The 24971-nt window shown below is 60.7% G+C and carries 28 protein-coding genes and 1 pseudogene; 10 read left to right on the forward strand and 19 right to left on the reverse strand.

What is annotated here, in order from left to right:
* Positions 1 to 10: 10 nt before the first annotated feature.
* The 11 genes from PMI25_RS13020 to PMI25_RS13070 form a co-directional block, all read right to left on the reverse strand.
* Positions 11 to 502, reverse strand: a complete 492-nt coding sequence (locus tag PMI25_RS13020) for a DUF2878 domain-containing protein (RefSeq protein WP_007967666.1) — start codon at positions 500 to 502, stop codon at positions 11 to 13.
* The gene (locus tag PMI25_RS13025; protein WP_007967668.1) at positions 495 to 1760 is read right to left on the reverse strand and encodes an SAM-dependent methyltransferase; all 1266 of its coding nucleotides are present in this window, start codon (positions 1758 to 1760) and stop codon (positions 495 to 497) included. Before PMI25_RS13025 ends, PMI25_RS13020 begins: the two co-directional genes overlap by 8 nt.
* Positions 1747 to 2562, reverse strand: a complete 816-nt coding sequence (locus tag PMI25_RS13030) for a DUF1365 domain-containing protein (protein ID WP_007967669.1) — start codon at positions 2560 to 2562, stop codon at positions 1747 to 1749. Before PMI25_RS13030 ends, PMI25_RS13025 begins: the two co-directional genes overlap by 14 nt.
* Positions 2559 to 3806, reverse strand: a complete 1248-nt coding sequence (locus PMI25_RS13035; RefSeq protein WP_007967671.1) for an NAD(P)/FAD-dependent oxidoreductase — start codon at positions 3804 to 3806, stop codon at positions 2559 to 2561. The genes PMI25_RS13030 and PMI25_RS13035 overlap by 4 nt, the downstream gene beginning before the upstream one ends.
* Positions 3803 to 4585, reverse strand: coding sequence for an SDR family NAD(P)-dependent oxidoreductase (locus PMI25_RS13040; protein WP_007967673.1), 783 nt, complete (start codon positions 4583 to 4585; stop codon positions 3803 to 3805). The genes PMI25_RS13035 and PMI25_RS13040 overlap by 4 nt, the downstream gene beginning before the upstream one ends.
* Positions 4582 to 5004 (reverse strand): nuclear transport factor 2 family protein, encoded by a 423-nt coding sequence (locus PMI25_RS13045; protein WP_007967675.1) that lies wholly within the window; start codon positions 5002 to 5004, stop codon positions 4582 to 4584. Before PMI25_RS13045 ends, PMI25_RS13040 begins: the two co-directional genes overlap by 4 nt.
* Positions 4997 to 6442, reverse strand: coding sequence for a deoxyribodipyrimidine photo-lyase (gene phrB / locus PMI25_RS13050; RefSeq protein ID WP_007967677.1), 1446 nt, complete (start codon positions 6440 to 6442; stop codon positions 4997 to 4999). Before phrB ends, PMI25_RS13045 begins: the two co-directional genes overlap by 8 nt.
* 11 nt (positions 6443 to 6453) lie before the next feature.
* Positions 6454 to 7395, reverse strand: coding sequence for a MerR family transcriptional regulator (locus tag PMI25_RS13055; RefSeq protein WP_007967679.1), 942 nt, complete (start codon positions 7393 to 7395; stop codon positions 6454 to 6456).
* On the reverse strand, positions 7395 to 8357 hold the full coding sequence (locus PMI25_RS13060; protein ID WP_007967680.1) for a YbgA family protein: 963 nt from the start codon (positions 8355 to 8357) through the stop codon (positions 7395 to 7397). The genes PMI25_RS13055 and PMI25_RS13060 overlap by 1 nt, the downstream gene beginning before the upstream one ends.
* Before the next feature lie 215 nt (positions 8358 to 8572).
* Positions 8573 to 8788 (reverse strand): TIGR02450 family Trp-rich protein, encoded by a 216-nt coding sequence (locus tag PMI25_RS13065; protein ID WP_007967683.1) that lies wholly within the window; start codon positions 8786 to 8788, stop codon positions 8573 to 8575.
* The gene (locus tag PMI25_RS13070; protein ID WP_007967686.1) at positions 8785 to 9771 is read right to left on the reverse strand and encodes an NAD(P)/FAD-dependent oxidoreductase; all 987 of its coding nucleotides are present in this window, start codon (positions 9769 to 9771) and stop codon (positions 8785 to 8787) included. The genes PMI25_RS13065 and PMI25_RS13070 overlap by 4 nt, the downstream gene beginning before the upstream one ends.
* A 197-nt stretch (positions 9772 to 9968) precedes the next feature.
* On the opposite strand from PMI25_RS13070, the gene PMI25_RS13075 reads away from it, so the two are divergent.
* Together PMI25_RS13075 and hemH are read left to right on the forward strand one after the other, a co-directional pair.
* A complete protein-coding gene (locus tag PMI25_RS13075; RefSeq protein ID WP_007967688.1) occupies positions 9969 to 10871 on the forward strand; it encodes a TIGR01777 family oxidoreductase in 903 nt (300 codons plus the stop codon).
* Between the two features lie 13 nt (positions 10872 to 10884).
* Positions 10885 to 11910 carry a ferrochelatase gene (gene hemH / locus PMI25_RS13080; RefSeq protein WP_007967690.1) on the forward strand — a complete coding sequence of 342 codons (1026 nt, stop codon included), beginning with the start codon at positions 10885 to 10887 and terminating at the stop codon, positions 11908 to 11910.
* 151 nt (positions 11911 to 12061) lie between these two features.
* Here the strand turns inward: hemH and PMI25_RS13085 are convergent, their stop codons facing one another.
* Together PMI25_RS13085 and upp are read right to left on the reverse strand one after the other, a co-directional pair.
* Positions 12062 to 13336, reverse strand: a complete 1275-nt coding sequence (locus tag PMI25_RS13085; RefSeq protein WP_007967693.1) for a uracil-xanthine permease family protein — start codon at positions 13334 to 13336, stop codon at positions 12062 to 12064.
* A 2-nt stretch (positions 13337 to 13338) separates the two neighbouring features.
* Positions 13339 to 13977 carry a uracil phosphoribosyltransferase gene (upp, locus tag PMI25_RS13090; RefSeq protein WP_003228118.1) on the reverse strand — a complete coding sequence of 213 codons (639 nt, stop codon included), beginning with the start codon at positions 13975 to 13977 and terminating at the stop codon, positions 13339 to 13341.
* A gap of 161 nt (positions 13978 to 14138) precedes the next feature.
* On the opposite strand from upp, the gene PMI25_RS13095 reads away from it, so the two are divergent.
* The 3 genes from PMI25_RS13095 to PMI25_RS13105 all read left to right on the forward strand — a co-directional run bounded on the left by PMI25_RS13095 (position 14139) and on the right by PMI25_RS13105 (position 15719).
* Positions 14139 to 14696 carry a hypoxanthine-guanine phosphoribosyltransferase gene (locus tag PMI25_RS13095; RefSeq protein WP_007967696.1) on the forward strand — a complete coding sequence of 186 codons (558 nt, stop codon included), beginning with the start codon at positions 14139 to 14141 and terminating at the stop codon, positions 14694 to 14696.
* Between the two features lie 192 nt (positions 14697 to 14888).
* Positions 14889 to 15368, forward strand: a complete 480-nt coding sequence (locus PMI25_RS13100; protein WP_007967698.1) for a hypothetical protein — start codon at positions 14889 to 14891, stop codon at positions 15366 to 15368.
* Positions 15369 to 15431: 63 nt separating this feature from the next.
* A complete protein-coding gene (locus PMI25_RS13105; protein ID WP_007967701.1) occupies positions 15432 to 15719 on the forward strand; it encodes a PA4642 family protein in 288 nt (95 codons plus the stop codon).
* A gap of 182 nt (positions 15720 to 15901) precedes the next feature.
* On the opposite strand, the gene mqo is transcribed toward PMI25_RS13105, so the two are convergent.
* Both mqo and PMI25_RS13115 read right to left on the reverse strand, forming a co-directional pair.
* Positions 15902 to 17410 carry a malate dehydrogenase (quinone) gene (mqo, locus tag PMI25_RS13110; RefSeq protein WP_007967703.1) on the reverse strand — a complete coding sequence of 503 codons (1509 nt, stop codon included), beginning with the start codon at positions 17408 to 17410 and terminating at the stop codon, positions 15902 to 15904.
* Positions 17411 to 18119: 709 nt separating this feature from the next.
* Entirely contained in the window at positions 18120 to 18353 is a 234-nt protein-coding gene (locus PMI25_RS13115; protein WP_003228102.1) for a hypothetical protein, read from the reverse strand.
* A 204-nt stretch (positions 18354 to 18557) separates the two neighbouring features.
* On the opposite strand from PMI25_RS13115, the gene PMI25_RS13120 reads away from it, so the two are divergent.
* Positions 18558 to 19142, forward strand: a complete 585-nt coding sequence (locus PMI25_RS13120; RefSeq protein ID WP_003228101.1) for a YajG family lipoprotein — start codon at positions 18558 to 18560, stop codon at positions 19140 to 19142.
* Positions 19143 to 19251: 109 nt separating this feature from the next.
* Here PMI25_RS13120 and PMI25_RS13125 read toward each other — a convergent pair whose 3' ends face one another.
* Positions 19252 to 19458, reverse strand: coding sequence for a hypothetical protein (locus PMI25_RS13125; RefSeq protein WP_045122054.1), 207 nt, complete (start codon positions 19456 to 19458; stop codon positions 19252 to 19254).
* A 194-nt stretch (positions 19459 to 19652) separates the two neighbouring features.
* Here PMI25_RS13125 and PMI25_RS13130 point away from each other — a divergent pair, with 194 nt between their 5' ends.
* Positions 19653 to 19931 (forward strand): hypothetical protein, encoded by a 279-nt coding sequence (locus PMI25_RS13130; RefSeq protein ID WP_007967709.1) that lies wholly within the window; start codon positions 19653 to 19655, stop codon positions 19929 to 19931.
* 143 nt (positions 19932 to 20074) lie between these two features.
* On the opposite strand, the gene PMI25_RS13135 is transcribed toward PMI25_RS13130, so the two are convergent.
* On the reverse strand, positions 20075 to 21238 hold the full coding sequence (locus tag PMI25_RS13135; protein WP_007967711.1) for a 1-acyl-sn-glycerol-3-phosphate acyltransferase: 1164 nt from the start codon (positions 21236 to 21238) through the stop codon (positions 20075 to 20077).
* Between the two features lie 142 nt (positions 21239 to 21380).
* On the opposite strand from PMI25_RS13135, the gene PMI25_RS13140 reads away from it, so the two are divergent.
* The 3 genes from PMI25_RS13140 to PMI25_RS13150 are packed head-to-tail and all read left to right on the forward strand — an operon-like array spanning position 21381 to position 22493.
* Entirely contained in the window at positions 21381 to 21563 is a 183-nt protein-coding gene (locus PMI25_RS13140; RefSeq protein ID WP_007967714.1) for a CPXCG motif-containing cysteine-rich protein, read from the forward strand.
* 9 nt (positions 21564 to 21572) lie between these two features.
* Positions 21573 to 21833, forward strand: coding sequence for a putative signal transducing protein (locus tag PMI25_RS13145; RefSeq protein WP_003228093.1), 261 nt, complete (start codon positions 21573 to 21575; stop codon positions 21831 to 21833).
* A 36-nt stretch (positions 21834 to 21869) separates the two neighbouring features.
* Positions 21870 to 22493 carry an SOS response-associated peptidase gene (locus tag PMI25_RS13150; protein ID WP_007967716.1) on the forward strand — a complete coding sequence of 208 codons (624 nt, stop codon included), beginning with the start codon at positions 21870 to 21872 and terminating at the stop codon, positions 22491 to 22493.
* Between the two features lie 99 nt (positions 22494 to 22592).
* Here PMI25_RS13150 and PMI25_RS29920 read toward each other — a convergent pair whose 3' ends face one another.
* On the reverse strand, positions 22593 to 23435 hold the full coding sequence (locus PMI25_RS29920; protein WP_371921170.1) for a methyl-accepting chemotaxis protein: 843 nt from the start codon (positions 23433 to 23435) through the stop codon (positions 22593 to 22595).
* A gap of 12 nt (positions 23436 to 23447) precedes the next feature.
* Positions 23448 to 24863 (reverse strand): annotated as a pseudogene (locus PMI25_RS29925) (HAMP domain-containing protein); the annotation flags it as partial.
* Positions 24864 to 24971: the final 108 nt, after the last annotated feature.

Raw genomic sequence — 24971 nt, forward strand, 5'->3', positions numbered from 1 at the left:
TGACAGACGCTCAGTGCGCCAGCCGTCGAGCCATCGCATGCAGCAACGGAAACAGCAGCGCCCAGAGCAGGCCGATGCCGATCAGGGTCGGCAGTTCACCGTAGGGAAATTGCACTCCGGCCAAGCGTCCACCGCTGTAATAGGATAGGGCGCCACCCACCGCGCCGAGCACGCTGGCCAGCCACCATGGTCGGGCGCTCCATTGCAGGCAGTGACGCAGCGTAGTGGCGAGCAAGGCCCAAAGCAGCATCAGCCACAGCGGAATCAGCGGTGCCGGATCCTGAAAATCGAAAACTCCCGCTGCGCGCAACACGCTGTCCACCGCCGTACCGACAATCACCACGCTGAGGATCAAACGGCCTTCCGCCGCCCAACTGCTGATCCAGCCCAGATGGATCACCAGCACCATCAGGGCCAGCAGCAACCACAGACTGTTGCCGCCGAGCACACAGGCCAGCCAGCCGACCTGGAACAGCGCGGCATTGGTCAGCCGCTCAAGCATCGAAGCGTCCGAGCAACGGCGCGGGCATGGCCGCCGGTTTGGCCAGCAGCAATTGCGCGGTGCCGATGGTGCGCTCGAGAAACCCGCCTTCGCAGTAGCACAGGTAAAACTCCCACAGCCTGAGGAAATAATCGTCGTAACCCAGTTCGCTCAACCGCCCGTGGGCGCGACGAAAGTTTTCCTGCCACAGGCGCAGGGTGCGGGCGTAGTGCAGGCCGAAGTCCTCCATGTGCAGCAGGTTCATGTCGGTCTCGCGGCTGACCACTTCGAGCATTTTCTGCACGCTGGGCAGGGCGCCGCCGGGGAAGATGTAGCGCTGGATGAAGTCGACGCCGCGCCTGGCCTGCTCGTAACGTTGTTCACGGATAGTGATTGCCTGCAACAGCATCAGGCCGTTGCTCTTGAGCAGGTGCGCGCACTGTTTGAAGTAGGTCGGCAGGAAGCGATGGCCGACCGCTTCGATCATCTCGATCGACACCAGTTTGTCGTATTCGCCGGTGAGGTCGCGGTAGTCCTTGAGCAGCAGGGTCACCCGATCCTGCAACCCCAGTGCTTCAATGCGCTTGGCGGTAAACGCGTACTGCTCTTTCGACAGTGTCGTGGTGGTGACGCGGCAGCCGTAGTGCTGCGCGGCGTAGAGCGCCATGCTGCCCCAGCCGGTGCCGATCTCCAGCAGATGATCCTCGGGTTTGAGCGCGAGCTTCTGGCAGATCCGTTCCAGCTTGTTCAGCTGCGCCTGTTCCAGGCTGTCTTCGGGGCTGAGGAACTGTGCCGCCGAATACATCATGGTCGGGTCGAGAAACTGTTCGAACAGATCGTTGCCGAGGTCATAGTGCGCCGCGATGTTTTTCTGCGAGCCCTTGCGCGTGTTGCGGTTGAGCCAGTGCAGGCCTTGCACCAGCGGCCGGCTGAGGCGAGCCAGGCCGCGCTCCATGGCGTCGAGCACGTCGAGGTTGCTGACGAACACGCGCACGACCGCCGTCAGGTCCGGCGAACTCCAGTAACCGTGGATAAACGCTTCGCCGGCGCCAATCGATCCGTTGCCGGCAACCATGCCCCAGACCGCTGCGTCCTGCACATGGATTTCGCCGAGCAGGTGGCTGCCCGGCGTGCCGAACATCAGGCGTTCGCCGTCCTCGACCACCAGCAATTGCCCGTGTTTGAGCTGACTGAGTTGCCGCAAAACGCCGCGACGCAGCAGCGAACCGGTCAAACCGTTGGTGCTGAGGCGACTGACCGACAGGCTAGAGGATTTCATGGCGGTGCTCCTTGGGAGGCACAGTGGCGATCTGAAAGCTGCCGTCGGCAGCCTGATGAGCAAAAATCGGGGCACGCTTGAGCAACAGGCGCACGGCTTGCCAATAAATCGCCAGACAGGTTTTCGCGGTCATCCACGGAAAACGTCGCAAGTAGCGGTGCAGACTGGAACGGTCGAGGGGTTCGCGCTGCAGATTGAGCGTGGCGTCGAACAGCTTGTGCTCACCTTGCCAGTCGGCCATGTGCACACCGAGCTTTTGCGCGGCCGGGCTGAAGCTCATGCGGTACTCGAGGTCACGCGGCAAAAACGGCGAGACATGAAAGGCCTTGGCCACGGCGAAGTGCTGGTGAAAGTCTTGCAGGTCGGTCGGTGCGCTGGCCGGCAGCACGTAGTGATAACGCTCGCGCCACGGCGTGTTGGTGACTTCGCAGAGAATCGCCGCCAGTTGCCCGTCGGCCTCGTGGCAATAAAAGAAGCTCACCGGATTGAATGCCAGACCCCAACTGCGCGGTTGGGTCAGCAGGCAGATCGAACCCTGCGGTTGATGGCCGATGGCGACGCCGACTTGCTGGCGTACCGCATCGATCAGGCGCGTGCCGCTGCCGGTAAAGGTTTTCAGGTAGTCGGTTTCGCGAAACGAAAACGGTGCAAAGCGGCTGCGACTGGCAAACGGTGACAGGCCGAACACGGCGTCCTGTTCCGCCAGATCGAGGTACAGCAGCCCGATCCGGTAACGGAATTCGTGGCGTCTGGGCGAAAAGCGCCGATGGCCGATCCAGCCGCTGTACAGGGCACTGTTCATAGGTTTTCGCCGAAGGCGGCGGCCACGCGCAGGGCACTGACCACACCGTCCTCATGGAAGCCATTGGCCCAATAAGCGCCGCAGTAGTGGGTGTGCTGCTGACCGTCGAGTTCGGCCCAGCGGTTCTGCGCCGCCACAGCCGCGAGGCTGAATTGCGGGTGGGCGTAGGTGTATCGGGCAAGCACTTTGAACGGGCTGATACCGGCGCTTTGGTTGAGGCTGACGCAGAAGGTGGTGTCGCTCTGAATGCCCTGCAGGATGTTCATGTCGTAAGTGACGGCCGCGTGGGTATGGCCGGCGCCGCTCAAGCGATAGTTCCAGCTGGCCCACGCCAGTTTGCGGGTCGGCAGCAGACGGGTATCGGTATGCAGCACGACTTCGTTGTCGGCATAGGGCAGGGCACCGAGGATCGAGCGTTCCGCCTGGCTTGGCGTACCGAGCAGTTGCAGGGCCTGATCGCTGTGGCAGGCGAGCACGACTTTGTCGAAACGCTCGATGCCGGCGGCGCTGTGGATAACTACGCCGTGTTCGTCGCGATCGATGCGCGTCACCGGACAACTGAGGCGAATCCTGTCCTTGAATGCAGCGGTCAGCGGCGCGACATAGGCACTTGAACCGCCCTCGATCACCTGCCATTGCGGGCGATCACTGACTGACAACAGTCCATGATTCTTGAAGAAGCGGACAAAGAATTGCAGCGGAAAATTGAGCATTTCGGCCATCGGCATCGACCAGATCGCCGAGCCCATCGGCACGATGTAATGCAGGATGAAACGTTCGCCATAACCGCCGGCCTTGAGGTAATCGTCGAGCGTGGTATCGGCGGCAATGCGCTGTTCGGCGAGGTCGCGCTGGGCTTCTTTATTGAAGCGCAGGATGTCGCGCAACATGCCCCAGAAGCCCGGTGACAGCAGGTTGCTGCGCTGGGCGAACAAGCTGTTGAGGTTATTGCCGTTGTATTCCAGCCCGGTGTCCGGGTCGGTGACCGAGAAGCTCATTTGCGTCGGTTTGAACGACACGCCAAGTTGGCCGAGCAAGCGAATGAAATTCGGGTAGGTCCAGTCGTTGAACACGATGAAGCCAGTGTCGACCGCGTATTCGCGGCCATCGACGGTCACCTGCACGGTGTGCGTGTGGCCGCCGACCCAGTCGCTGGCCTCGAACACCGTGATGTCGTGTCGGCGATTGAGCAGGTGGGCGCAGGTCAGGCCGGCGATCCCGCTGCCGACAATGGCGATCTTCATATCGGGTCTCGCAGCGGTGGATTGCTGCGCACCATGCGCTTGCCGATCGCCAGTTGCAGGCGCGCCGGCAGTTTGGACAGTGGCCACAGCGCCGCCATGAACAGCGCCGGAAAGGCGATTTCCAGAGGACGATCCTTGAGTTTGGCAAAGATGTGCCGCGCCGCTTTATCCACAGGCCAGCTCAACGGCATCGGGAAATCGTTTTTCGCGGTCAGCGGGGTTTCGACAAAACCCGGGCTGATGATGGTGACTTCGATGCCCTCGTCCGCCAGATCGATGCGCAGCGATTCAAACAGGTAGCGCAGTCCGGCTTTCGACGCGCCATAGGCCTCGGCCCGGGGCAGCGGCAGGTAGGTCACGGAGCTGGCCATGCCGATCAGATGCGGTGCGGTGCCTTCGCGCAGCAAGGGCAGGGCTGCTTCGATGCAGTAGCTGCTGGCGAGCAGGTTGGTGCGCACCACATGCTCGATGATCGAGGCATCGAACTGGCGCGCGTCCACGTATTCGCAGGTGCCGGCATTGAGGATCACGCTGTCGAGCGAACCCCAGGCCTGTTCGATCTGCTGGCCGATTTCACGCACGGTCTGACTGTCAGTCAGGTCGCCCGCGACCACCAGCACTTGCCCCGGATAACGTTGCGAAAGCACCTTGAGCGGTGCCACCTGACGCGAACTGACAGCCAGATGCGCGCCGCTTTTCAGAATGTTTTCCGCCAGAGCAGCGCCGATGCCACTGCTGGCACCGGTCAGCCAATAACGCCGTGGAGGTGTACGGCTCATCCCATTCTCCTTTTCAGCCAGGCGATCACCCGGCCCAATACGGGTAAATGTTCATACAGCATGGCCCCGGCATCGAAGTAATCCCGGTGGCGATAAACCTTGTCGCGCCAGAGCAGGTGCGAACACCCGGCGACGCGAATCAAACGACCGCCAGCCAGATGCGGGTGGCGGTAACTCATGACCCAGCGCAGGTAACCTTCACCATCACCGATCTGGTCGAAGCCGTGGAAATCGAAGCGCAGTTCGCTGACGTTGGCGTACAGCTCGCTGAAGTAATCTCGCAATTGCGCCAGCCCCTGCACTTCATGCAGCGGATCGGTGAAGTGAATGTCATCGCTGTACAGCTCGCTCAGGCGTTGCAAGTTGTCTTTATCCAACCCGGCAAACTGCTGGGCGAAGCGGCGCAGGAATTCACTCATGAGCCTCTCCGATAGACGAGCGCGACGGCAGGTTCTTGAAGGCCGCCAGCGCCCGTTCGCGCGAAGCCCCCAGATTGACGATTGGCGCCGGATAATCCGCCACGCCGAACAGCCCGCCGGCACTGGCCGGGTTGTGCACTTCCTTCTTGTTCAGGCCGGCCAGTTCAGGCAACCAGTGCTTGATGAACAGGCCTTCGCTGTCGAATTTTTCCGATTGGCTCAACGGATTGAAGATGCGGAAGTACGGCGCCGAATCGGTGCCGGTCGAGGAGCTCCATTGCCAGCCACCGTTGTTCGCCGCCAGATCACCGTCTATCAGGTGACGCATGAAAAAGCGTTCGCCTTCACGCCAGTCGATCAGCAGGTTTTTGGTCAGGAACATCGCCACAATCATCCGCAGCCGGTTGTGCATCCAGCCGGTTTCCAGCAGTTGGCGCATGGCTGCATCGATGATCGGCAAACCGGTGCGCGCCTCTTGCCAAGCCGTCAGATCGTCCGGTGCATCCCGCCAGGCCAGGGCTTCGGTTTCCGGGCGAAACGCGCGGTGGCGCGAAACCCGTGGGTAGCCGACCAGAATGTGTTTGTAGAACTCGCGCCACAGCAGCTCGTTGATCCAGGTCACCGCGCCGACCTTGCCGCTGTCGAACTCGCCCTGATTGCTTTGCAGGGCCGCCTGCAGGCATTGGCGTGGCGAGATCACTCCGGCGGCGAGATAGGCCGAGAGTTGACTGGTGCCGGGTTTGGCCGGGAAGTCGCGTTCGCTCTGGTAGTAGTCGATCTGCGCGTCGGCGAAGGTGTCGAGACGGCGCTGGGCTTCCTGTTCGCCGGCCGGCCATAGTGCGCGCAAAGACTCGCTCGGCGTTGCAAAACCGGGGACGGATGCCGGTACCGGATCACTGTCGATATTCAGCTTCGCTTGCTTGCCGGGCGCTTTTACCAGCGCTGGCATCGAGCGGTGCAGGCGTTCATAGCAGACCTTGCGGAACTGACTGAACACCTGAAAGTAGGTTTCGGTTTTGGTCAGTACCGTACCGGGCTTGAACAGCAGTTGATCAAGATAGCTGTGGAAAGCGATGCCTTTGCTCTTCAGGGCCACGGCCACTGCAGCATCGCGACGGCTTTCGTCAACGCCGTATTCTTCGTTGACGTGCACGGCCTCGATGTTCAGTTGCCGACAAAGCTCAAGCAGCACCGCCGGAGCCTGATCCCAATGGTCGGCGGTACGCAGCAACAACGGGATGTTCAATGCGCCGAGGCTGGCACTCAATTCACGCAGGTTGCGCAGCCAGAAGTCGACCTTGCACGCGGCGTCGTCATGTTCCAGCCATTGCTGCGGGCTCGACAGATACACGGCAACCGTCGGACCGCGCGCTGCGGCGGCCGCGAGAGCGGTGTTGTCATGTTGGCGCAAGTCGCTGCGCAGCCAGATCAATTGCATCGCGGTTTCCATCAAATCAGCCCACGCTGAACCAGTTCCTGATGCGCCGAGAGCGGGTCTTCGGCCAGGATCAAATCAGCAATCTCATGAGTTCTTACGGACAACTCGGTCTGGTGGATGCATACCGTTGGTCCGACCAGCAGTTTGGGAACACTGACGCCATTCAGCAGTTTTGGCAGCTGCGCCAGATTCATCGCCTTGCTGGAATACAGCAGCACGCCGCGCGCTTGCAGATGATCGACCGCCAGCGCCAGTTCTCCGGCCGGTAGCGGCCAGTCGAACACTTGCACCGGGCAGTCGGCACTGCTGATCAGCCACGCGCATAGCCACAGGTGCGGTTCCAGTGGCAGGTCAGAGTGATTGATCAACAGCAGCGGCGCGGTGTGTAACTGTCGATTGTTATGGTAGATGCGCGCGCCGAATTTGCTGCGTAACCACGAATAAAAGAACCCGCGCTCCATCTGCGCACCGAACTGGCCTTGCCAGCGCTGCTCGAGTTCGGCCAGCAGCGGCAGGAGCAATTGCTCGCACAGGGTGCGCGGCGGATACAGGGCCATGGCCTGATTGATGCTGTCGTCGAGGCTGCGTTCGTTGAGGCGGGTGACGGCGTCGAGCAACACCTGGCGCTGGCGCTGCCAGTCGTTTTCCACCGTCTCGGTAAAGGCTTGCGGAGTGTCGAGAAGCGGCTTGACCTGACTGACCGCCACGCCGCGGTTGAGCCAGGTCAGGATGGTCAGGATTCGTTGCACATGTTCGCTGGAATACAGGCGATGGCCCTTGGGCGTACGTTGCGGCACGATCAACCCGTACCGGCGCTCCCAGGCGCGCAGGGTGATGGCGTTGACCCCGGTCTGCCGCGCTACTTCACGGATCGGCAGCCAGCCTTCGTCGAGGGCTTTCTTAAAGTCGGCACCCAGGTCTTCCTGGGCGCTGGTGTCGAGTTTGTCGTTCATCAAATGGCGTTTCGCAGGCTGAGGTTTTCCGGATGCGGCTGCAGGTAAACCTGCTGCGCAATGTAGGGATCCGGGTGTTGGCGAAAGTGGTGCTTGAGCAAGGTCAACGGCACCACCAGCGGCACGATGCCGTGGCGGTACTGGCCGATCACATGCTGCATTTCCTGTTTGTCTTCAGGGCTGATTGCCTGTTTCAGGTAGCCGCTGATGTGCTGCAGGACATTGCTGTGGGTGCGGCGGGTGGCGCATTTCTTCAACGCGCTCATCAACTCGCTGAAATAGTGTGGGCCGAGTTCGACCGGATCGGTGTTGCCCATGTTGCCCAGCAGTTTGCCCAAGGCTTTGTATTGCTCCGGGTTGTGCGCCATCAGCAGGTATTTGTAGCGCGAGTGGAATTCGGTCAGTGCGCGGCGACTCAAGCCTTGTTCGAGCACCTGCTGCCAGGCGCTGTAGGCGAGCACGCGGGTAATGAAGTTTTCCCGCAGCACCGGATCGTTCAGGCGCCCGGCTTCTTCCACCGGCAGGTCAGGGTGCTGCGCGCAGAACGCCTGGGCGTAGATGCCACGGCCACCGCCGTTCACCGGCGCGCCATTGGTGTGATAGACCTTGACCCGCTCCAGACCGCACGAAGGCGACTGTTGCATGAAGATGTAGCCGCAGATGTCATCGAGCTCGCCGGCCATTTTCTGCCCGTAGGCCGCCAGCGGTTCGGTGACATTGATGTGCGGATTGACCGTGCCGACAGCTTCAGGATCGTCGGGGTCGCCGACCAGGCGGATCGGTTCACGGGGGATGCCCAGGCCAATGGCGACTTCAGGGCATACCGGGACGAATTCGAAATGCTCGGCAAGGGTGCGGCTGCACAGCCGTGATTCCTTGTGTCCGCCGTTGTAGCGCACTTCAGCGCCCATCAGGCAGGCGCTGATGGCGATTTTGGGCCGGGAAGCAGAAAGGTCGGACATGCGCACCTCGAATCTATTCCTGTACAGACAGTTATCTCTGTACAACTTTTCCTCAGCATAGATTCATGCGTGTACAAGTCAAATCATTTGTATAAGTTTTTGCGGTTTCCCCCAATCCCCTGTGGGAGTGAGCCTGCTCGCGATTGCGATATGTCGGCCGCGTTGATGTTGACTGATACGACGCCATCGCGAGCAGGCTCACTCCTACAGGGTGTTTATTTCCAGCCCAGTAGCCAGTGATCGTTGTTCTTCAGCGTCTGCCAATCGAGGCGTGCGGCGCGCTTGGTCAGCACCGCCTGCAACTCGATCTCCAGCACCGTGCCTTCCTCATCACGGAACAGCTGGGTCACCAGAAAATGTTTTTCGCGGTTTTGCGGGTGGGCTGCTGTCCACTTCGACAGCAGCAGTTTCTGCGGATTGATACGGTTCATTGCAGGTGTTCATGCAAACGGCGTGCAGCTTCCTGACCGCTGAGCCAGGCACCTTCGACACGCCCGGACAGGCACCAGTCGCCGCAGGCGTACAGGCCCAGATCGGCATCGGCCAGCGTGCCCCATTCGTGGCCGGTCGCAGGGCGGGCGTAGAGCCAGCGGTGGGCAAGGCTGAAGGTCGGAGCGGGCATCGCACTGTGCAGCAGTTCGGCGAATGCACCGTGCAGTTGCTCGATGACGGCTTCCTTGGACAGGTCGATGTGTTGCCGGCTCCAGGCGCTGCTGGCGTGCAGCACCCAGGTGTCGCACGTGGTGTCGCGTCCCGGTTTACTGCGGTTGCGCGCCAGCCAGTCGATGGGGCTGTCCTGCACAAAGCAACCTTCGATCGGCGTATCCAGTGGCGTATCGAAGGCGAGGGCGACGGCCCAGGTCGGGTCCATTTTCACCCCGGCGGCGGCGCCAGCAAGTTTTGGTGCGGCAGCCAGCAACGCCGTGGCTTGCGGCGCTGGCGTCGCAATCACCACGTGACTGAAGGGACCGTGTGTGAAGCCTTCGGCGTCCTGCAGGTGCCAGTGTTCTTCACCGCGAAACACCTCGGTGATGCGGCAGGCGAAGTGCACTTCCAGACCGTCGAGCAAACCCCGGGTGATGGCGCTCATGCGTGGCGTGCCGACCCAGCGGGTCTGCTCGTCCGGCGACAAGTTCAGTTGCCCGCCCTGAAAGGTGTAGAGCTGCGGCGTCCATTCGGCGACCCAGCCCAGGCTTTGCCAGCGTTGCACTTCGGTGACGAAACGCCGGTCGCGGGCGGTGAAGTATTGCGCGCCCATGTCCAGAGAACCGGCGTCGCTGCGTTTGCTCGACATGCGCCCGCCACTGCCGCGGCTTTTGTCGAACAGCTGGACGGTATGGCCGGCCTCTGTCAGCGCCTGCGCGGCGGAGAGTCCGGCGATGCCGGTGCCGATGATTGCGATAGGTACAGTCATAGGGGCCTCGTTTACCTTTCTGTACAGACTACGCCGTCAATGAAACCTGTACAATTTTGTTTTTTGGTATAACTTCTAGCGTTCTCGTTCTGACAGCTTGGCCTATGGTTAAACAATAGAGCCTGCCCGATAGAAAAGATCCCTGCTTATAAAAATAGACTAGTGATCCGGGTAAAACGCCACGCGAGGAAGATGTCATGCACATATTGCTGACCGGCGGTACTGGTTTGATAGGCCGTCAGCTCTGCCGACACTGGTCGGGGCAGGGCCATCAATTGACGGTGTGGAGTCGACGCCCGGAAAAGGTCGCGAAAATCTGTGGTGCGCAGGTGCGCGCGATTGCGCGCCTCGAAGACTTCGGCAACGAGCCGCTGGACGCGGTGGTCAACCTCGCCGGTGCGCCGATCGCTGATCGACCATGGACCCATCGGCGCAAGGCGTTGCTGTGGAGCAGCCGCATCACCCTCACCGAAACCCTGCTGGCGTGGCTGGAAACACGGCAGCAGAAACCGGCGTTGTTGATCTCCGGTTCTGCTATTGGCTGGTACGGCGACGGCGGTGAACGCGAGCTGACCGAAGATTCGCCGCCAGTGATCGACGATTTTGCCAGTCAGTTGTGCATCGCCTGGGAGGAAACCGCGCAGCGTGCCGAGGCTCAGGGCATCCGTGTGGTGCTGGTGCGTACCGGGCTGGTGCTGTCGGCCGAGGGCGGCTTTTTGTCGCGGCTGTTGTTGCCGTTCAAACTCGGGCTGGGCGGGCCGCTGGGCAATGGTCGACAGTGGATGCCGTGGATTCACATCGATGATCAAATCGCCCTGATTGATTTTCTTCTGCACCGCGATCAGGCGAGCGGTCCTTATAATGCCTGCGCACCGAAACCGGTGCGCAATCGCGAGTTTGCCAAGACGCTGGGCAGCGTATTGCACCGCCCGGCGTTCATGCCGATGCCGGCCCTGGCCCTGAAGGTCGGTCTTGGCGAAATGTCATTGCTGTTGCTGGGCGGCCAACGGGCCATGCCGGCACGCTTGCTGGAAGCGGGTTTCACTTTCCAGTTCACGGATTTGCGCGCGGCCCTGGATGATCTCTCCGGCCGCCTTTGAAATAGGACGATGCATGACCGATCACGCCTTGCTTCTGGTCAACCTGGGTTCCCCGGCCTCCACCTCGGTGGCCGATGTACGCCGCTACCTCAATCAATTTCTGATGGACCCGTATGTGATCGACCTGCCATGGCCGGTGCGGCGGTTGCTGGTGTCGCTGATCCTGATCAAGCGCCCTGAGCAATCGGCCCATGCCTACGCTTCGATCTGGTGGGAGGAGGGCTCGCCGCTGGTGGTTCTCAGCCGTCGTCTGCAGCAACAGATGACCACCCAGTGGACCCATGGCCCGGTGGAACTGGCCATGCGTTATGGCGAGCCGTCGATTGAAACCAAATTGCTGCAACTGGTGGCTGCGGGGCACAAGCGCATCACGCTGGCACCGCTTTATCCACAGTTCGCCGACAGCACCACGACCACGGTGATCGAAGAAGCCAAGCGGGTGATTCGCGAGAAGAAACTCGATGTGCAGCTTTCAGTGTTGCAACCGTTTTACGATCAGCCGGAATACATCGACGCGCTGGTCGCCAGCGCTACCCCGCATTTGCAGCAGGACTACGATCACTTGCTGCTGAGCTTCCATGGCTTGCCGGAGCGGCACCTGACCAAGCTCGATCCGACCGGCAGTCACTGCTTGAAAAACGCGGATTGCTGCAAGAACGCTTCGCCGGCAGTCCTTGCCACCTGTTACCGCGCCCAGTGCATGCGCACCGCCGCCGAGTTCGCCAGGCGCGCGGGCATTGCCGATGGCAAATGGTCGGTGTCGTTTCAGTCGCGTCTGGGGCGGGCGAAGTGGATTGAACCCTACACCGAAGCGCGGCTGGACGAGCTGGCGCAAAGCGGGGTGAAGAAGATTCTGGTGATGTGCCCGGCGTTTGTCGCCGATTGCATCGAGACGCTGGAAGAGATCGGTGATCGCGGCAAGGAACAGTTCCGCGAAGCAGGGGGCGAGGAGTTGGTGCTGGTGCCGTGCTTGAATGACGACCCGCAATGGGCGAAGGCGTTGGCAACTCTGTGCGAGAGAGCGCCGCTGGCGCTGTAGCTGTTGTGGCGAGGGAGCTTGCTCCCGCTGGGCTGCCAAGCAGCCCCAAAATCTGCGGACGCGGTTCACAGGAAACCGCATCCGCCGAGTTTATGACTGCTTCGCAGTCAAGCGGGAGCAAGCTCCCTCGCCACAGGTAATGAGCCAGATTTTAGATCAGCGGCTCATCGGCTTTATTGTGCTTCCAGCTGTCATTGCCCGGCAGGATCAGGTTCAGCGCAATCGCCACCACCGCGCACAGCGCGATGCCTTTGAGGCCGAAGTCGTCCGGACCAGTGCCGGTGCCGACCAGCACACCGCCGATACCGAACACCAGGGTCACCGACACGATCACCAGATTGCGCGCCTCGCCCAGATCGATCTTGTGCCGGATCAGGGTGTTCATCCCTACCGCTGCGATCGAGCCGAACAACAGGCACAGAATCCCGCCCATCACCGGCACCGGAATGCTTTGCAGCAGCGCGCCGAACTTGCCGATGAACGCCAGGGTGATGGCGAAGATCGCCGCCCAGGTCATGATTTTCGGGTTGTAGTTCTTGGTCAGCATCACCGCGCCGGTCACTTCGGCGTAGGTGGTGTTCGGCGGGCCGCCAAACAGACCGGCTGCCGTGGTAGCAATGCCGTCACCGAGCAGGGTGCGATGCAGGCCTGGTTTCTTCAGGTAATCACGACCGGTCACGCTGCCCACGGCAATTACGCCGCCGATATGCTCGATGGCCGGAGCCAGGGCTACCGGAACGATGAACAGGATCGCCTGCCAGTTGAACTCCGGCGCGGTGAAGTGCGGCAGGGCGAACCATGGCGCCGCCGCAATCTTCGCGGTATCGACCACGCCGAAATAGAACGACATGGCAAAACCAACCAGCACGCCGGAAATGATCGGCACCAGACGGAAGATGCCTTTACCGAACACCGCCACGATCAAGGTGGTCAGCAGTGCCGGCATCGAGATCATCATCGCGGTCTGGTAGTGGATCAGCTCGGAACCGTCACCCGCCTTGCCCATCGCCATGTTCGCGGCTATCGGCGCCATGGCCAGGCCGATGGAGATGATCACCGGGCCAATCACCACTGGCGGCAGCAAGCGGTCGATGAAACCGGTGCCCTTGATCTTCACGGCCAGGCCGAGGAAGGTGTAGACGAAACCGGCCGCCATCACGCCGCCCATGGTCGCGGCGAGGCCGAACTGGCCCTTGGCGAGAATGATCGGGGTGATGAAGGCAAAGCTCGACGCGAGAAACACCGGCACCTGACGCCCGGTGACGATCTGGAACAGAATCGTCCCTAAACCCGCGGTAAACAGTGCCACGTTCGGGTCCAGGCCCGTGATCAGCGGCATCAGCACCAGAGCGCCGAAAGCCACGAACAGCATCTGCGCGCCGGACAGCACCGTGCGCCAGAGCGGATCGTTGAACTCTTGCTGCATGCTCACGCGTCCTTCTGCTTGGTACCGAAGATCTTGTCACCGGCGTCGCCAAGCCCAGGAATGATGTAGCCGTGTTCGTTCAGGCGCTCATCGATGGACGCGGTGTAGATGGTCACGTCCGGGTGAGCCTGTTCTACGGCAGCAATGCCTTCCGGCGCGGCAACCAGCACCATCGCGCGGATGTCCTTGCAACCGGCTTTCTTCAGCAGATCGATGGTCGCGACCATGGAGCTGCCAGTGGCGAGCATCGGGTCGATGATCATCGCCAACCGTTCGTCGATTTCCGGAACCAGTTTCTCCAGATAGGTGTGGGCTTGCAGGGTTTCTTCGTTGCGGGCAACGCCCACCGCGGAAACCTTGGCACCCGGGATCAGGCTCAGCACGCCTTCGAGCATGCCGATACCGGCGCGCAGGATCGGCACGACGGTGATCTTCTTGCCGGCGATTTTCTCCACCGACACAGTGCCGCACCAACCGGCGATATCGTAGGATTCGAGCGGCAAATCTTTTGTAGCTTCATAGGTCAACAGGGCGCCGACTTCCTGAGCAAGCTCACGGAAATTCTTGGTGCTGATATCGGCGCGGCGCATCAGGCCGAGTTTATGGCGGATCAGCGGATGGCGGATCTCGAGGATGGGCATGGAAAAACTCCGGCGGCGGGCAAAAAAACCGGCCTAGATTAATCTATCCGAGGGTGATGTCCTATAGGACATTGAGTACGTTAGTCCATTAAGGCTTGATTCGGCCTCACGGGATGCGTACCTTTGCCCGCTTTTCCGAAAACATCCCCCTGGAGAGCGCCATGTCCGCTGATCTCGAGCATATCCGTCAAATCATGCGAGAGGCTGACTGCCTGTACACCGAATCTGAAGTCGAGGCCGCCATCGCCCGCGTCGGTGCACAAATCAACGAACAACTGGCCGACAGCAACCCGGTGGTGTTCTGCGTGATGAACGGCGGGCTGATCTTCTCCGGAAAACTGCTGACTCACCTGCAATTCCCGCTGGAAGCATCCTATTTGCACGCGACCCGTTATCGCAACGAAACCAGCGGCGGCGACCTGTTCTGGAAAGCCAAGCCGGAAGTCTCGTTCATCGACCGCGACGTGCTGATCATTGACGACATCCTCGACGAAGGTCACACCCTGGGCGCGATCATCGACTTCTGCAAACACGCCGGCGCGCGCAAAGTGCACACCGCCGTGCTGATCGACAAGGATCACAACCGCAAGGCGCGTCCTGACCTGAAAGCAGACTTCGTCGGCCTGCCATGCATTGACCGCTACATCTTCGGTTACGGCATGGACTACAAAGGCTACTGGCGCAACGCCAACGGGATCTTTGCCGTTAAAGGCATGTAATCCACGCCTCGATCCAACGTGGGAGCGAGCTTGCTCGCGAATGCGATTTTTCATTCAACATTAGTTTTGAATGTACAACCGCTTTCGTCGGAACGCCGCCGGGAGCAAGCCCGCTCCCACAGTTGTTTTGTGTGTGCTGATCCATCTGCTACACCCATGCTAGAGTGCTCGGCCACGCCCCCGGAGCCTGTCATGAGCCTCTTGATCCGCAGCCTTGCCGCCCTGTTGCTGGCCCTCAGCCTGCCCCTGGCCGCCGCCCCGATGCACAGTCAATTCCTGCCGCCGGACGACCTGACCCTGCGCGATGCCGAACCCGAACAGCAACAACTGCTGCAAGTCACCGATTATTCGGTGGTGGTCGGTGCGCAGCGCCAGTCCAATCAGCAGCCGATTCCGGTCACGTCGCCGCTGATGATTCGCCTCAAGGGCAAGTCGCTGAACAAGGGCGCAACCATCGCCCAGGTGCTGGTCAATTTCGACGGCGAAAGCAAAAGCCTGAAAAAACCGGTTTATGACGACAAGAGCAAAATCCTGACCCTGTTCTACCCGCTGGCCCAGTACCGGGTGGTGATCGATCTGCTGCGCAACGACACCGTGTATGTACAGTTCCTCAGTTATGCCAATGGCCACATCTGGGCTGATCTGCACACCGGGGCCGTTCGTTCGCGTTGAGCCGGGTGGCAGGGCAGGGGTAAACTGCCCGCCCCGTGTAATGTCTGCGAGCTGGAGTCGGCAATGCGTAAAGATAAGAAACAGGTGATTGGTGACGAGATCGGCGATGAGCAGATCAAGCTGTTCCTCGATTTTGAGCCGGTCGACGCCACTTCGCCGTCGCTGCACAAACTGATCAAGGCCTATCGTGGCCTGCGCATCGACGATTTCGAGCGCTTCCTGACGTTCTTCGTGGCAGCCGGTTATGACGTGGATGGCAAGGATGAGCACGGTCAGACGTTTGTTGATCTGATCAAGGATCAGCGTAATGCCCCGGAATACATCGAGTTGATCGACAAGGCCCGCGCCTGACACCGTCCCTGTGGCGAGGGAGCTTGCTCCCGCCGGGCTGCGCAGCGGCCCCAAACTCTTGTGAGCGCTGCGCACTCAAGCGGGAGCAAGCTCCCTCGCCACAGAGGTCAGTGTTTCAAATTTCGGCCATAAAAAAAACGCCCCGCACTCACTGAGTGCGGGGCGTTTTTTATGCCGCAAGATCAAGCGAAGCTTGGGGTCTCGCTGCTTTCTTCCACCAGTTCCAGGGCGATGTTGTTCTGCGTGTTGATCTTGCGATACAGCGCAGCATCGGTTTCCAGAACCTTCTCGCGGGCCGGGAAGATCTCCGCCAGTTTGGCTGCCCACTCACCCTTGGCCTTGGCCGGGAAGCATTTCTCGATCAGCTCGAGCATGATCGAAACGGTCACCGAAGCGCCTGGCGAAGCGCCGAGCAGGGCGGCGAGGGAACCGTCTTTCGCCGCGACCAGTTCGGTACCGAATTGCAGGATGCCGCCCTTTTTCGGGTCTTTCTTGATGATCTGTACCCGTTGGCCGGCCACTTCCAGGCGCCAGTCTTCGGCTTTCGCCTCCGGGTAGAAGCGGCGCAGGGAATCCAGGCGCTGCTCCATCGATTGCATCACTTCGCTGACCAGGTACTTGGTCAGGTCCATGTTGTTTTTCGCCACCGCCAGCATCGGTCCGATGTTGCCGGCGCGAACCGACAGCGGCAGGTCCATGAAGGAGCCGTGCTTGAGGAACTTGGTGGTGAAACCGGCGTATGGCCCGAACAGCAGGGATTTCTTGCCATCGACCACACGGGTGTCCAGGTGCGGCACCGACATCGGTGGCGAACCGACTGCCGCCTGGCTGTAAACCTTGGCCTGGTGGTGCTTGACCACTTCCGGGTTGTCGCAACGCAGCCACTGGCCGCTGATCGGGAAGCCGCCGAAGCCTTTGCTTTCTTCGATGCCCGAGGCCTGCAGCAATGGCAGAGCCGCGCCGCCAGCGCCGAGGAAGACAAACTTGGCGTCGACTTCACGGCTGGCGCCGCTGTTGACGTCTTTGATGCTGACGGTCCAGCCGGCGCCGTTACGCTTGAGGCCGGTGACGCGCTTGCAGTACTTAACCTGGGTGTCCGGTGCGCTGGTCAGGTGCTTGAGCAACTGATTGGTCAGGGCGCCGAAGTTGACGTCGGTGCCGTTCATCACGCGGGTCGCGGCCAAGACTTCGTCTGGCGAGCGGCCCGGCATCATCAGCGGCATCCACTCGGCCATCTTGGCCTTGTCTTCGGTGTATTCCATGTCGGCGAAGGCGTGGTGCTTGTGCAGCACGTTGAAGCGTTCCTTGAGGAACGACACGCCTTTGTCACCCTGCACGAAGCTCAGGTGCGGCACCGGGCTGATGAAGGATTTGCACGAGCCGAAGGTGCCTTTCTTGGTCAGGTACGACCAGAACTGCTTGGACACTTCGAACTGGGTGTTGATGTGCACGGCTTTCTTGATATCGACGCTGCCGTCGGCTGCCTGCGGCGTGTAGTTCAGCTCGCACAGGCCGGCGTGGCCGGTACCGGCGTTGTTCCACGGGTTGGAACTCTCCGCGGCACCGGAATCCATCAACTCGACGACTTCCAGCTTGATCGCCGGGTCGAGCTCTTTGAGCAGTACTGCCAGGGTGGCACTCATGATGCCGGCCCCAACCAGAACTACGTCGACTGCTTCGTTATGCGCCATTTAACGCGTCTCCAAAATCTGCAGCACCAAATTGTCGGCATGGCTGCCAGGGAGTGACGGGGCAGGTCAGTTGCGCCCCGGATACCCATGGTCAGGTTCGTCATGTCCGAATCTTCGCAATTTTTCGCAACTTCGACGGATGCATGCGGCCTGGCTTCAAGAGCTCCATGAACTCATTTCAGCACGCGGCTGGCAATTCGACTTATGGTCGAGACATCCGTTTTTGTGCAACCAAATCCGTAGCGGACAGGCTTCAGGCTCCGATGTTCGAGGTATACCCGGTCCTGTGTCGTTGGGCTGTTTCAGACGCTAATGGTGCATGTTCAGACGCAAAACTTTTCATTTGCTCGCCACACTCTTGTGAAGTTGTGAAAACCCGTTTTTTTCACGCTCTTTTGAAGACGTGAACCTCAAAAAAGGGCTGTCCAGGCCTGGCACCCTGCCCGCAAGGGCAAAACAACGCGGTGGCCGAGCGTCATGACAGCTCTGCAGATTCGCGAAAAGCGGGGTTTTTGCCGGAAGAACAGGCAAGCGCGCCAACTTCACTCGATCTGTGTGGGCGGCTCTCTGTGGGCGATTTGGTTGTCGATGCATGCGCATTGACGCTGTTGCGGGGCCCGATCAGGAGACGTCCTTATAATCGGGGGGAGATTGTATCGAAGAAATGCGGGCAGTTGCTCGTGTTTAATGACTTTTATTAGGCATCCGGTCAGATGCTTAACATCGCTTGCACCCGTGCACGGGGCTGCGACGGTATGACGCGGGCGCTGGCGGGCAGTGGCTGGTGCAACCAGTTGAGACGGATTTCTTCGATTTCCACCCAGCCATCGCCCATCGGTTGCAGGCTGCATTGCTTGAATGCCTGGCAATGACCGTTGCGGTCGAGCAGGGCAAAGCTGCGGTGCAGCGGGCGTGGAGCGAACAACGAGATCAGATAACGCATGGCCGAGTACCTTGTTGGGGACTGGTTTGAAGCGTGCCGGGCGGCCGTGACGCCAAGGTGTATGGGCGGTGAATAATCTGTGACAGGAACCGCGTTCCCCAGGGTTTGTCAGACATTTCAGTATTCACTGTCGAGTGCTGGTGACCCGCAGTGGCCCACCGCTATACTGCCGGCCTGTCTGTGCCTGATTCTGGAGAAAAGAGCATGTTGCAACGCCTGTTGTTCGGTTTGATCACTGTGACCAGTTTGACCCTGGTTGGCTGCGCCCACAGCCCGCAACAACTGAGCCCGGAACCGAAGCTGACCACCCAGCTGGCCCCGGTCGGCCATGGTCAGCAAGTGGTGGTGCGCGTGGTGGACGGTCGTCCGTCGCCAACCCTCGGCACCCGTGGCGGCCTGTACCCGGAAACCAGCGCGATCACCGTGCAGCGCGAGCAGATCCTGCCCAAGCTGCAGGCTCAGGCTGAAGCCGCCGTGCGTCTGCTCGGCTTCACCCCGACCAGCAACGGGATGAACGCACCGCAACTGACCGTGACCCTGACCGAGCTGAAGTACCAATCGCCGAAAGAAGGCATGTACGTGACCGAAGCCACCATCGGCGCGACCTTCCGCTCCGACGTGCAGAGCGGCAATCGTCGCTACAGCGGCCGCTACGGCGCTTCGCTGGATCAGCGTTTCGGCATGGCGCCGAACCAGGAAACCAACACCAAGCTGGTCAGCGACGTGTTGAGCGATGCCCTGACCCGTCTGTTCAAGGACCCGACCGTGGGTCAGATCCTCGCCGAATAAGCTTTGCGGCTGACGTGAAAAAGCCCGGTGCCAGTGATGGCCCGGGCTTTTTAATGTCCACTGATTCCCCGCTGACCCTGCGGCAGCTCCTACAGGGGGGCGGTGTTGTTCAGGCGGCTTGGGAGTAGAAGTCGAGCATGCTCACACCGGTCAGCAGATCTGTTTCCGGCAAATCCGCATGCTGATGCCCGCCGAGGGCGCAATACACCAGCCAGTGGCGATCCTGAACATTGAAGGCAAGGCTGCCGACGAGGCTTTGTTGTTCGTCGGTCGGGGTGATGAGGTACAGGCGATCCTGGTTTTCGGCGTGCAGCATGTCGCGTTCCATGTGTGTTTCGAGGCGCGCATGGTGGCCGATGTAAATGACGATGCCGTGACACAGGACAGCCATCGGTCGATTGTCAGGTTATTTGTCGTAAAGGGTAGGGGAGTGCAGGCGTGTTTCGGTAGAATCCGCGCCGCAGTCGTCGATCGGGCGTCTGCCACACCGATTCAGTTCCGAGGTCTGTGATGTCGCTGCACTTGATGACGCTGTTTACTGCCCATCCCGCCAAATTGATCAACCTGCTGGCGCTGGCCCTGGCCTTCCCGGGCAGTTGGCTGCTGCACGCGACCCGCCGTCGTGAGCAACGCGCCATGGCCAGCATCGCCGCTCAACGCCAGGCCCAGCCGAACGCCGAACCGATTCTGGATTGGGCGACGTTGCGCATGAACCGCTTTTTCTACCGCTTCGGTTTTGCCTGCCTCGGGCTGGCGCTGATCGTTTCCTGGATCAGTACGCGCTTCTGAAGCGAATGCAAAACCTTGTGGCGAGGGGATTTATCCCCGATGGCCTGCGCAGCAGGCCCATGATTATTCAGGCAGAATCCTGGGGCCGCTTCGCGACCCATCGGGGATAAATCCCCTCGCCACAGGGGCTCCGCTATGCCTGTTTACAACGGCAACCCGGCCTTTACGCGGTACTGATTACGCACCGGCGTCGCATATTGCAGCACCAGATACGGACGATGTTCCTGTGGGCAGGCATCCAGTCGGCGCTGCCATTCTTCCTGCGCCTTGGCCAGTTCATCGGCCGGGAACACCTCGGCGGCCTTCGGCACGTTCAATTGCGGATCGGCATCGGCCCACATCGCATACGCCAGGTAATGCACCGGGAACAGGCGATATCCGCCGAGAATCTGCTTGTCCATCTCGACCGCCAATTGCTTGGTGTCTTCGAACAGCTCGCTGATCGGTGCGGCGAAGTTCACGTGCACCCGACCCTTGTAGCCGGTGATGCCCTTGGCAATGCTCACGTCATCCTCGCCCGGCGCCTTGGCGTAGGTGCCGGTGGTGGCGCGGATGTACAGCTCGCGGGCCTTGGCCTGGTCGCACGGGTCGTATTCGTAACTGATCGACACCGGGGTCAGGTTCAGCGACTGAATCACTTCGCCGAACGGCTCGTCCTTGCGGCTCATGTGGAACATCTTGAGGATCGCCGACTCGGTACGGTCGTCGCCATCCTTCGCCCGGCCCTCGGCCTGGGCGATCCAGATCGAGGCGCAATCATTGCGGATCGAGTGGTTGATGTACGCCGACAGCAACTGATACGCCGCCATCTTCTCGCGACGCCCGGTGATCGAGCGGTGCACGATAAAGCTCTTGTTCAGGCGCATCAGATCGCTGACGAAGGGCTTTTGCAGCAGGTTGTCGCCGATCGCGATGCGCGGCGTCGGCAGGCCGGCGTGGTACACCGCGTAGTTGACGAAGGCCGGGTCCATCACGATGTCGCGGTGGTTGGCGATGAACAGGTAGGCGCTGCCGGACTTGAATTGCTCGACACCGGTGTAGGTCACGCCATCAGTGGCGCGCTCGATGGTGTGGTCGACGTAGAACTCGACTTTGTCCTGCAAAGTGGCCACGGAGGTCACGTCGGCAAACTCACGACGCAATCGATGGGCTATAAGTGGTTTGAGCATCCAGCCGAAGGCACCGGCAAAACGCGGGAAGCGGAAGTGGGTGAGGATATCTAGAAACGCCTTGTCGCCGAGCAGTCTTGCCAGTACCGCAGGTACTTCGCTGTCGTCGTAAGGTCGGATGGCATCGAATTCGCCCATCATGCTCTCTTGTTGGAAACGGCTAGGGTAAGTAAAGGTTTTGATCGAAAACCCGCGGGGCACGGTCTGAAAAAGTAGCCAGACAAAAATAGCCCTGCAAATAGACCGGCGATTATACGCACAAGTCACCTGGGAGACCGCGATGCTGGAAGCCGCTGAATACGAATGTCCTTATTGTGGGGAAACGGTCGAGACGACGGTAGACCTGTCTGGCGGCGATCAGACCTACATCGAGGACTGTCAGGTGTGTTGTCGACCGATCACGTTTGTCTTGCAGGTGCATGGCGAGGATTGGTTTCTGGAAGTCTTCAGCGAAAACGAGTGAGGGGCGCGCATGCAGCGAATCTACGAGCCGGAAAACCTGATGGAAGGCGAGATGCTCAAGGGCATGCTCGCCAGTGAAGGCATCGAGGCGCACCTGGTGGGCCGCGATCTGCTCGGCGGCACGGGCGAATTGCCGATTTTCGGCCTGCTCGGTCTGTCGGTCGAAAACGATCAGGCCGAGTACGCCCGCGAACTGATCACCGCGTACAATGCCGCGCTGCCGCTGCCCGGCGATGAACCGGAGAGCTTCCCCGGGACACTGGTCTGTTAGGCTGACGTTCGTTTTACTTTTGAGTCGTGTTGCCCCATGTGTGGACGTTATGCTCTGTTTCGCTGGAACCGCGATTTTGCGGCCCTGCCCGGGTTTCCCGCCGATCAGCAGGCGCAGTGGAACATTTCCCCCAATGATTCGGTGTTGATGCTGCGTGCCGAGGCTGACGGCCAACGCACGCTGGCCCGCGCCCGCTGGGGCCTGACGCCGCCGTGGCTGACCGATCTGTCGCGCACCCCGGCGCATGCCCGGGCGGAAACGGTGGCCGAACAGCCGATGTTTCGCGAGGCGCTGCGCCTGCGCCGCTGCCTGCTGCCGGCCAACGGTTTCTACGAATGGCGCGGCAACCTGCGCAAGCGTCCGTACTGGTTGACGCCGGGTGAGGGTTCGTCGCTGTTTTTTGCGGCGATCTGGGAGGCCTATCCGGTGCAGGAGCAAGTGTGGCTGAGCACCGCCGTCATCACGCAGCCGGCGGCCAGTCAGCGCCGACCGTTGATTCTCGATGAGGCAGGGCAGGCGGCCTGGCTCGATCCTGCGACGCCGTTGCATGTGCTGCAGGGCTTGCTCGCCAGTGAACCGGCCGCGTTGCGCGAGCGGGTGCTGGCGAATCTGGTGAATGATCCGAAGCTCAATGGGCCGGAGTGTCTGACCCCGGGTTGATGTGAAAAGCGAAAAGATCGCAGCCTGCGGCAGCTCCTACAGGGAAACGCATATCCCTGTGTAGGAGCTGCCGCAGGCTGCGATCTTTTGATCTTGCTCTCAAACCTTGAACTGATTGATCAACCGCCGCTGCTGCTCCGCCAGTTTGGTCAGACCCGCACTGGCCGAACTCGACTCGTCCGCACCACCCGCGACTTCATTCGCCACCTGACCGATATTGATCACGTTGCGGTTGATGTCATCCGCCACCGCGCTCTGCTCTTCCGCCGCACTGGCGATCTGCGTGTTCATGTCATTGATCACCGACACCGCCTGAGTAATCGTCTCCAGCGCCTCGGCGGCTTTCGCCGCATGCTGCACGCTTTCGTCGGTGCGGTTCTGGCTGTCTTCCATGACCCGCACCACATCGCGGGTGCCCTGTTGCAATTGCTGGATCATGCTCTGGATTTCTTCGGTGGCCTTCTGGGTTTTCTGCGCCAGATTGCGCACCTCGTCCGCCACCACGGCAAAGCCGCGCCCCTGCTCGCCGGCTCGCGCCGCTTCGATTGCCGCGTTCAATGCCAACAGGTTGGTCTGCTCGGCGATCCCGCGAATCGCGGTGAGGATCGCATTGATGTTTTCACTGTCCTTGGCCAGGGTCTGCACCACCTCCACGGCCTTGCCGATTTCCACCGCCAGCACACCAATCGAATTCGAGGTGTCACGGACAATCTGCATGCCCTGACCGGCAGCCTGATCCGCATGGCTGGCGGCTTGCGCAGCCTGAGTGGCATTGCGCGCCACGTCTTGCGCGGTGGCGGTCATTTCCTGCACCGCGGTGGCGACCTGATCGATCTCGGCCATTTGCTTCTGAATGCCGATGTTGGTGCGAATCGCAATGTCGGCGGTATGTTCGGAGGAATCGCTGACGCTCTGCACTGATGTCACCACCTGCGTGATCATCGCCTGCAATTTGGCGAGGAAGGTGTTGAAGCCTTTGGCAATCGAGCCCAGTTCATCGCTGCGATCACTGCTCAAGCGGCGGGTCAGATCGCCTTCACCTTTGGCAATGTCATCGAGCATGGCGACCATCTGCTTCAGCGGTCGGGCGATACCGTGGCCCACCAGCCAGATCACCAGCAGACCGATGGCGGCGATGATCAGGCCGACCATGGCCATGCCGAAAGTGTCGGATTTGCGCTGGGCATCGAGGTCGGCTTGCAGTTTCTGCAGATCCGCCATCACCGCGTTCAGCGGCAGTTGCAGCATCAGTGTCCAGCGCGCGTCTGTCTGGCCGATGCCGAACGGCAGGTACAGCTCGATGCGGCCCTTGTCCTTGTTGACGGAGTAGGTGACTTCGCCACGTTTGAGATTGGCCATGTTGGCAATCTGCTCGGCGTCGAGAATGTCGCTGACCTTTTCACCGAATTTACTCGGGTCCTGGGTGTAGGCAACGATCCGGCCGTTGCCACCGATCAGGGCCATCTGCCCGGCGCCGCCGTACAGCTTCTGGTTGGCGCCGAGGAGCATTTCCTGGATGAAGTTCACCGACAGGTCGGCGCCGACGATGCCCTGGAACGCGCCGTTGAGCATGATCGGTTCAATGAACGAAGCGAGCATCACGACCTTGTCGCCGACTTTGTACGGCGCCGGATCGATCACGCAGGATTTCTTGCTCTCTTTCGAGCACAGGTAGTACTCGCTGGCGCGCACGCCGGTGGACAGGACTTTCTGGTCGTCGACGTCCACCAGTTTGTCCAGGCCCAGGGTGCCGTCGTCATTGCGGAACCACCAGGGCAGAAAGCGCCCGTTGGCCGCGTCGATACCGACCACGCTGGTGCCGATGTAGGCGGCGTCATTGTGGTCCAGGGCGTTTTTTTCCCAGCCGATGTAGGTGCCGAGAATCTTCGGGTTCTTCTCGACGTTTTCCTTGATCAGGCTGATCAATTGCTCACGGCTGACGGTCAGTTTCGGCTGGCCGTCGGCGCCCGGTGTGCCGAGCAACGCGTTGACCCGCACCAGTCCGCCGGCAATCAGCAGTGGCGCTTCGAGTTCACGCTGGATCTGACTGACCTGCGTCTGTGCCAGCGAGGTCAGACGCTGTTCGATGACTTGCTCGAACTGCGCCTGGGTGCGCTGTTGCACCATGTCCTGGGTGCGGGCGCCGGAAAACAGCGCGTACAGCACCAGCGCGGCAACCACGCTGAGCACGATGGCGCCGGCCAGGGCGGCGACGGAAAACTGGATCGACTTGAACTTCATGGGAGCTCCGCACGCAAGAGGACGTCTGCGCTGTTGTATCGGCAGCAGGCATTGCGCCATGAGTAGCGAGTGGAACATTGGGTGGGTGATGTCGCAAATGGACCCGTGCGCGACGCTGTGGCAGCGCATCTGAACGGCGCTGTGAATTTTTTACGACAGCAGCGGTGGGAAATTTCCGAAAGACGCTGCAACACGTCTGTTGTATCTGGCGCCGATACAATTCACCCCCTAGGATAC

Source organism: Pseudomonas sp. GM30 (genome assembly GCF_000282275.2).
Lineage (GTDB): Bacteria > Pseudomonadota > Gammaproteobacteria > Pseudomonadales > Pseudomonadaceae > Aquipseudomonas.

Coding starts and splice junctions, on each gene's coding strand:
- PMI25_RS13020 (WP_007967666.1), bottom strand. CDS start 502: ATGCTTGAGCGGCTGACCAATGCCGCGCTGTTCCAGGTCGGCTGGCTG.
- PMI25_RS13025 (WP_007967668.1), bottom strand. CDS start 1,760: ATGAAATCCTCTAGCCTGTCGGTCAGTCGCCTCAGCACCAACGGTTTG.
- PMI25_RS13030 (WP_007967669.1), bottom strand. CDS start 2,562: ATGAACAGTGCCCTGTACAGCGGCTGGATCGGCCATCGGCGCTTTTCG.
- PMI25_RS13035 (WP_007967671.1), bottom strand. CDS start 3,806: ATGAAGATCGCCATTGTCGGCAGCGGGATCGCCGGCCTGACCTGCGCC.
- PMI25_RS13040 (WP_007967673.1), bottom strand. CDS start 4,585: ATGAGCCGTACACCTCCACGGCGTTATTGGCTGACCGGTGCCAGCAGT.
- PMI25_RS13045 (WP_007967675.1), bottom strand. CDS start 5,004: ATGAGTGAATTCCTGCGCCGCTTCGCCCAGCAGTTTGCCGGGTTGGAT.
- phrB (WP_007967677.1), bottom strand. CDS start 6,442: ATGCAATTGATCTGGCTGCGCAGCGACTTGCGCCAACATGACAACACC.
- PMI25_RS13055 (WP_007967679.1), bottom strand. CDS start 7,395: ATGAACGACAAACTCGACACCAGCGCCCAGGAAGACCTGGGTGCCGAC.
- PMI25_RS13060 (WP_007967680.1), bottom strand. CDS start 8,357: ATGTCCGACCTTTCTGCTTCCCGGCCCAAAATCGCCATCAGCGCCTGC.
- PMI25_RS13065 (WP_007967683.1), bottom strand. CDS start 8,788: ATGAACCGTATCAATCCGCAGAAACTGCTGCTGTCGAAGTGGACAGCA.
- PMI25_RS13070 (WP_007967686.1), bottom strand. CDS start 9,771: ATGACTGTACCTATCGCAATCATCGGCACCGGCATCGCCGGACTCTCC.
- PMI25_RS13075 (WP_007967688.1), top strand. CDS start 9,969: ATGCACATATTGCTGACCGGCGGTACTGGTTTGATAGGCCGTCAGCTC.
- hemH (WP_007967690.1), top strand. CDS start 10,885: ATGACCGATCACGCCTTGCTTCTGGTCAACCTGGGTTCCCCGGCCTCC.
- PMI25_RS13085 (WP_007967693.1), bottom strand. CDS start 13,336: ATGCAGCAAGAGTTCAACGATCCGCTCTGGCGCACGGTGCTGTCCGGC.
- upp (WP_003228118.1), bottom strand. CDS start 13,977: ATGCCCATCCTCGAGATCCGCCATCCGCTGATCCGCCATAAACTCGGC.
- PMI25_RS13095 (WP_007967696.1), top strand. CDS start 14,139: ATGTCCGCTGATCTCGAGCATATCCGTCAAATCATGCGAGAGGCTGAC.
- PMI25_RS13100 (WP_007967698.1), top strand. CDS start 14,889: ATGAGCCTCTTGATCCGCAGCCTTGCCGCCCTGTTGCTGGCCCTCAGC.
- PMI25_RS13105 (WP_007967701.1), top strand. CDS start 15,432: ATGCGTAAAGATAAGAAACAGGTGATTGGTGACGAGATCGGCGATGAG.
- mqo (WP_007967703.1), bottom strand. CDS start 17,410: ATGGCGCATAACGAAGCAGTCGACGTAGTTCTGGTTGGGGCCGGCATC.
- PMI25_RS13115 (WP_003228102.1), bottom strand. CDS start 18,353: ATGCGTTATCTGATCTCGTTGTTCGCTCCACGCCCGCTGCACCGCAGC.
- PMI25_RS13120 (WP_003228101.1), top strand. CDS start 18,558: ATGTTGCAACGCCTGTTGTTCGGTTTGATCACTGTGACCAGTTTGACC.
- PMI25_RS13125 (WP_045122054.1), bottom strand. CDS start 19,458: ATGCTGCACGCCGAAAACCAGGATCGCCTGTACCTCATCACCCCGACC.
- PMI25_RS13130 (WP_007967709.1), top strand. CDS start 19,653: ATGTCGCTGCACTTGATGACGCTGTTTACTGCCCATCCCGCCAAATTG.
- PMI25_RS13135 (WP_007967711.1), bottom strand. CDS start 21,238: ATGGGCGAATTCGATGCCATCCGACCTTACGACGACAGCGAAGTACCT.
- PMI25_RS13140 (WP_007967714.1), top strand. CDS start 21,381: ATGCTGGAAGCCGCTGAATACGAATGTCCTTATTGTGGGGAAACGGTC.
- PMI25_RS13145 (WP_003228093.1), top strand. CDS start 21,573: ATGCAGCGAATCTACGAGCCGGAAAACCTGATGGAAGGCGAGATGCTC.
- PMI25_RS13150 (WP_007967716.1), top strand. CDS start 21,870: ATGTGTGGACGTTATGCTCTGTTTCGCTGGAACCGCGATTTTGCGGCC.
- PMI25_RS29920 (WP_371921170.1), bottom strand. CDS start 23,435: ATGATCACGCAGGTGGTGACATCAGTGCAGAGCGTCAGCGATTCCTCC.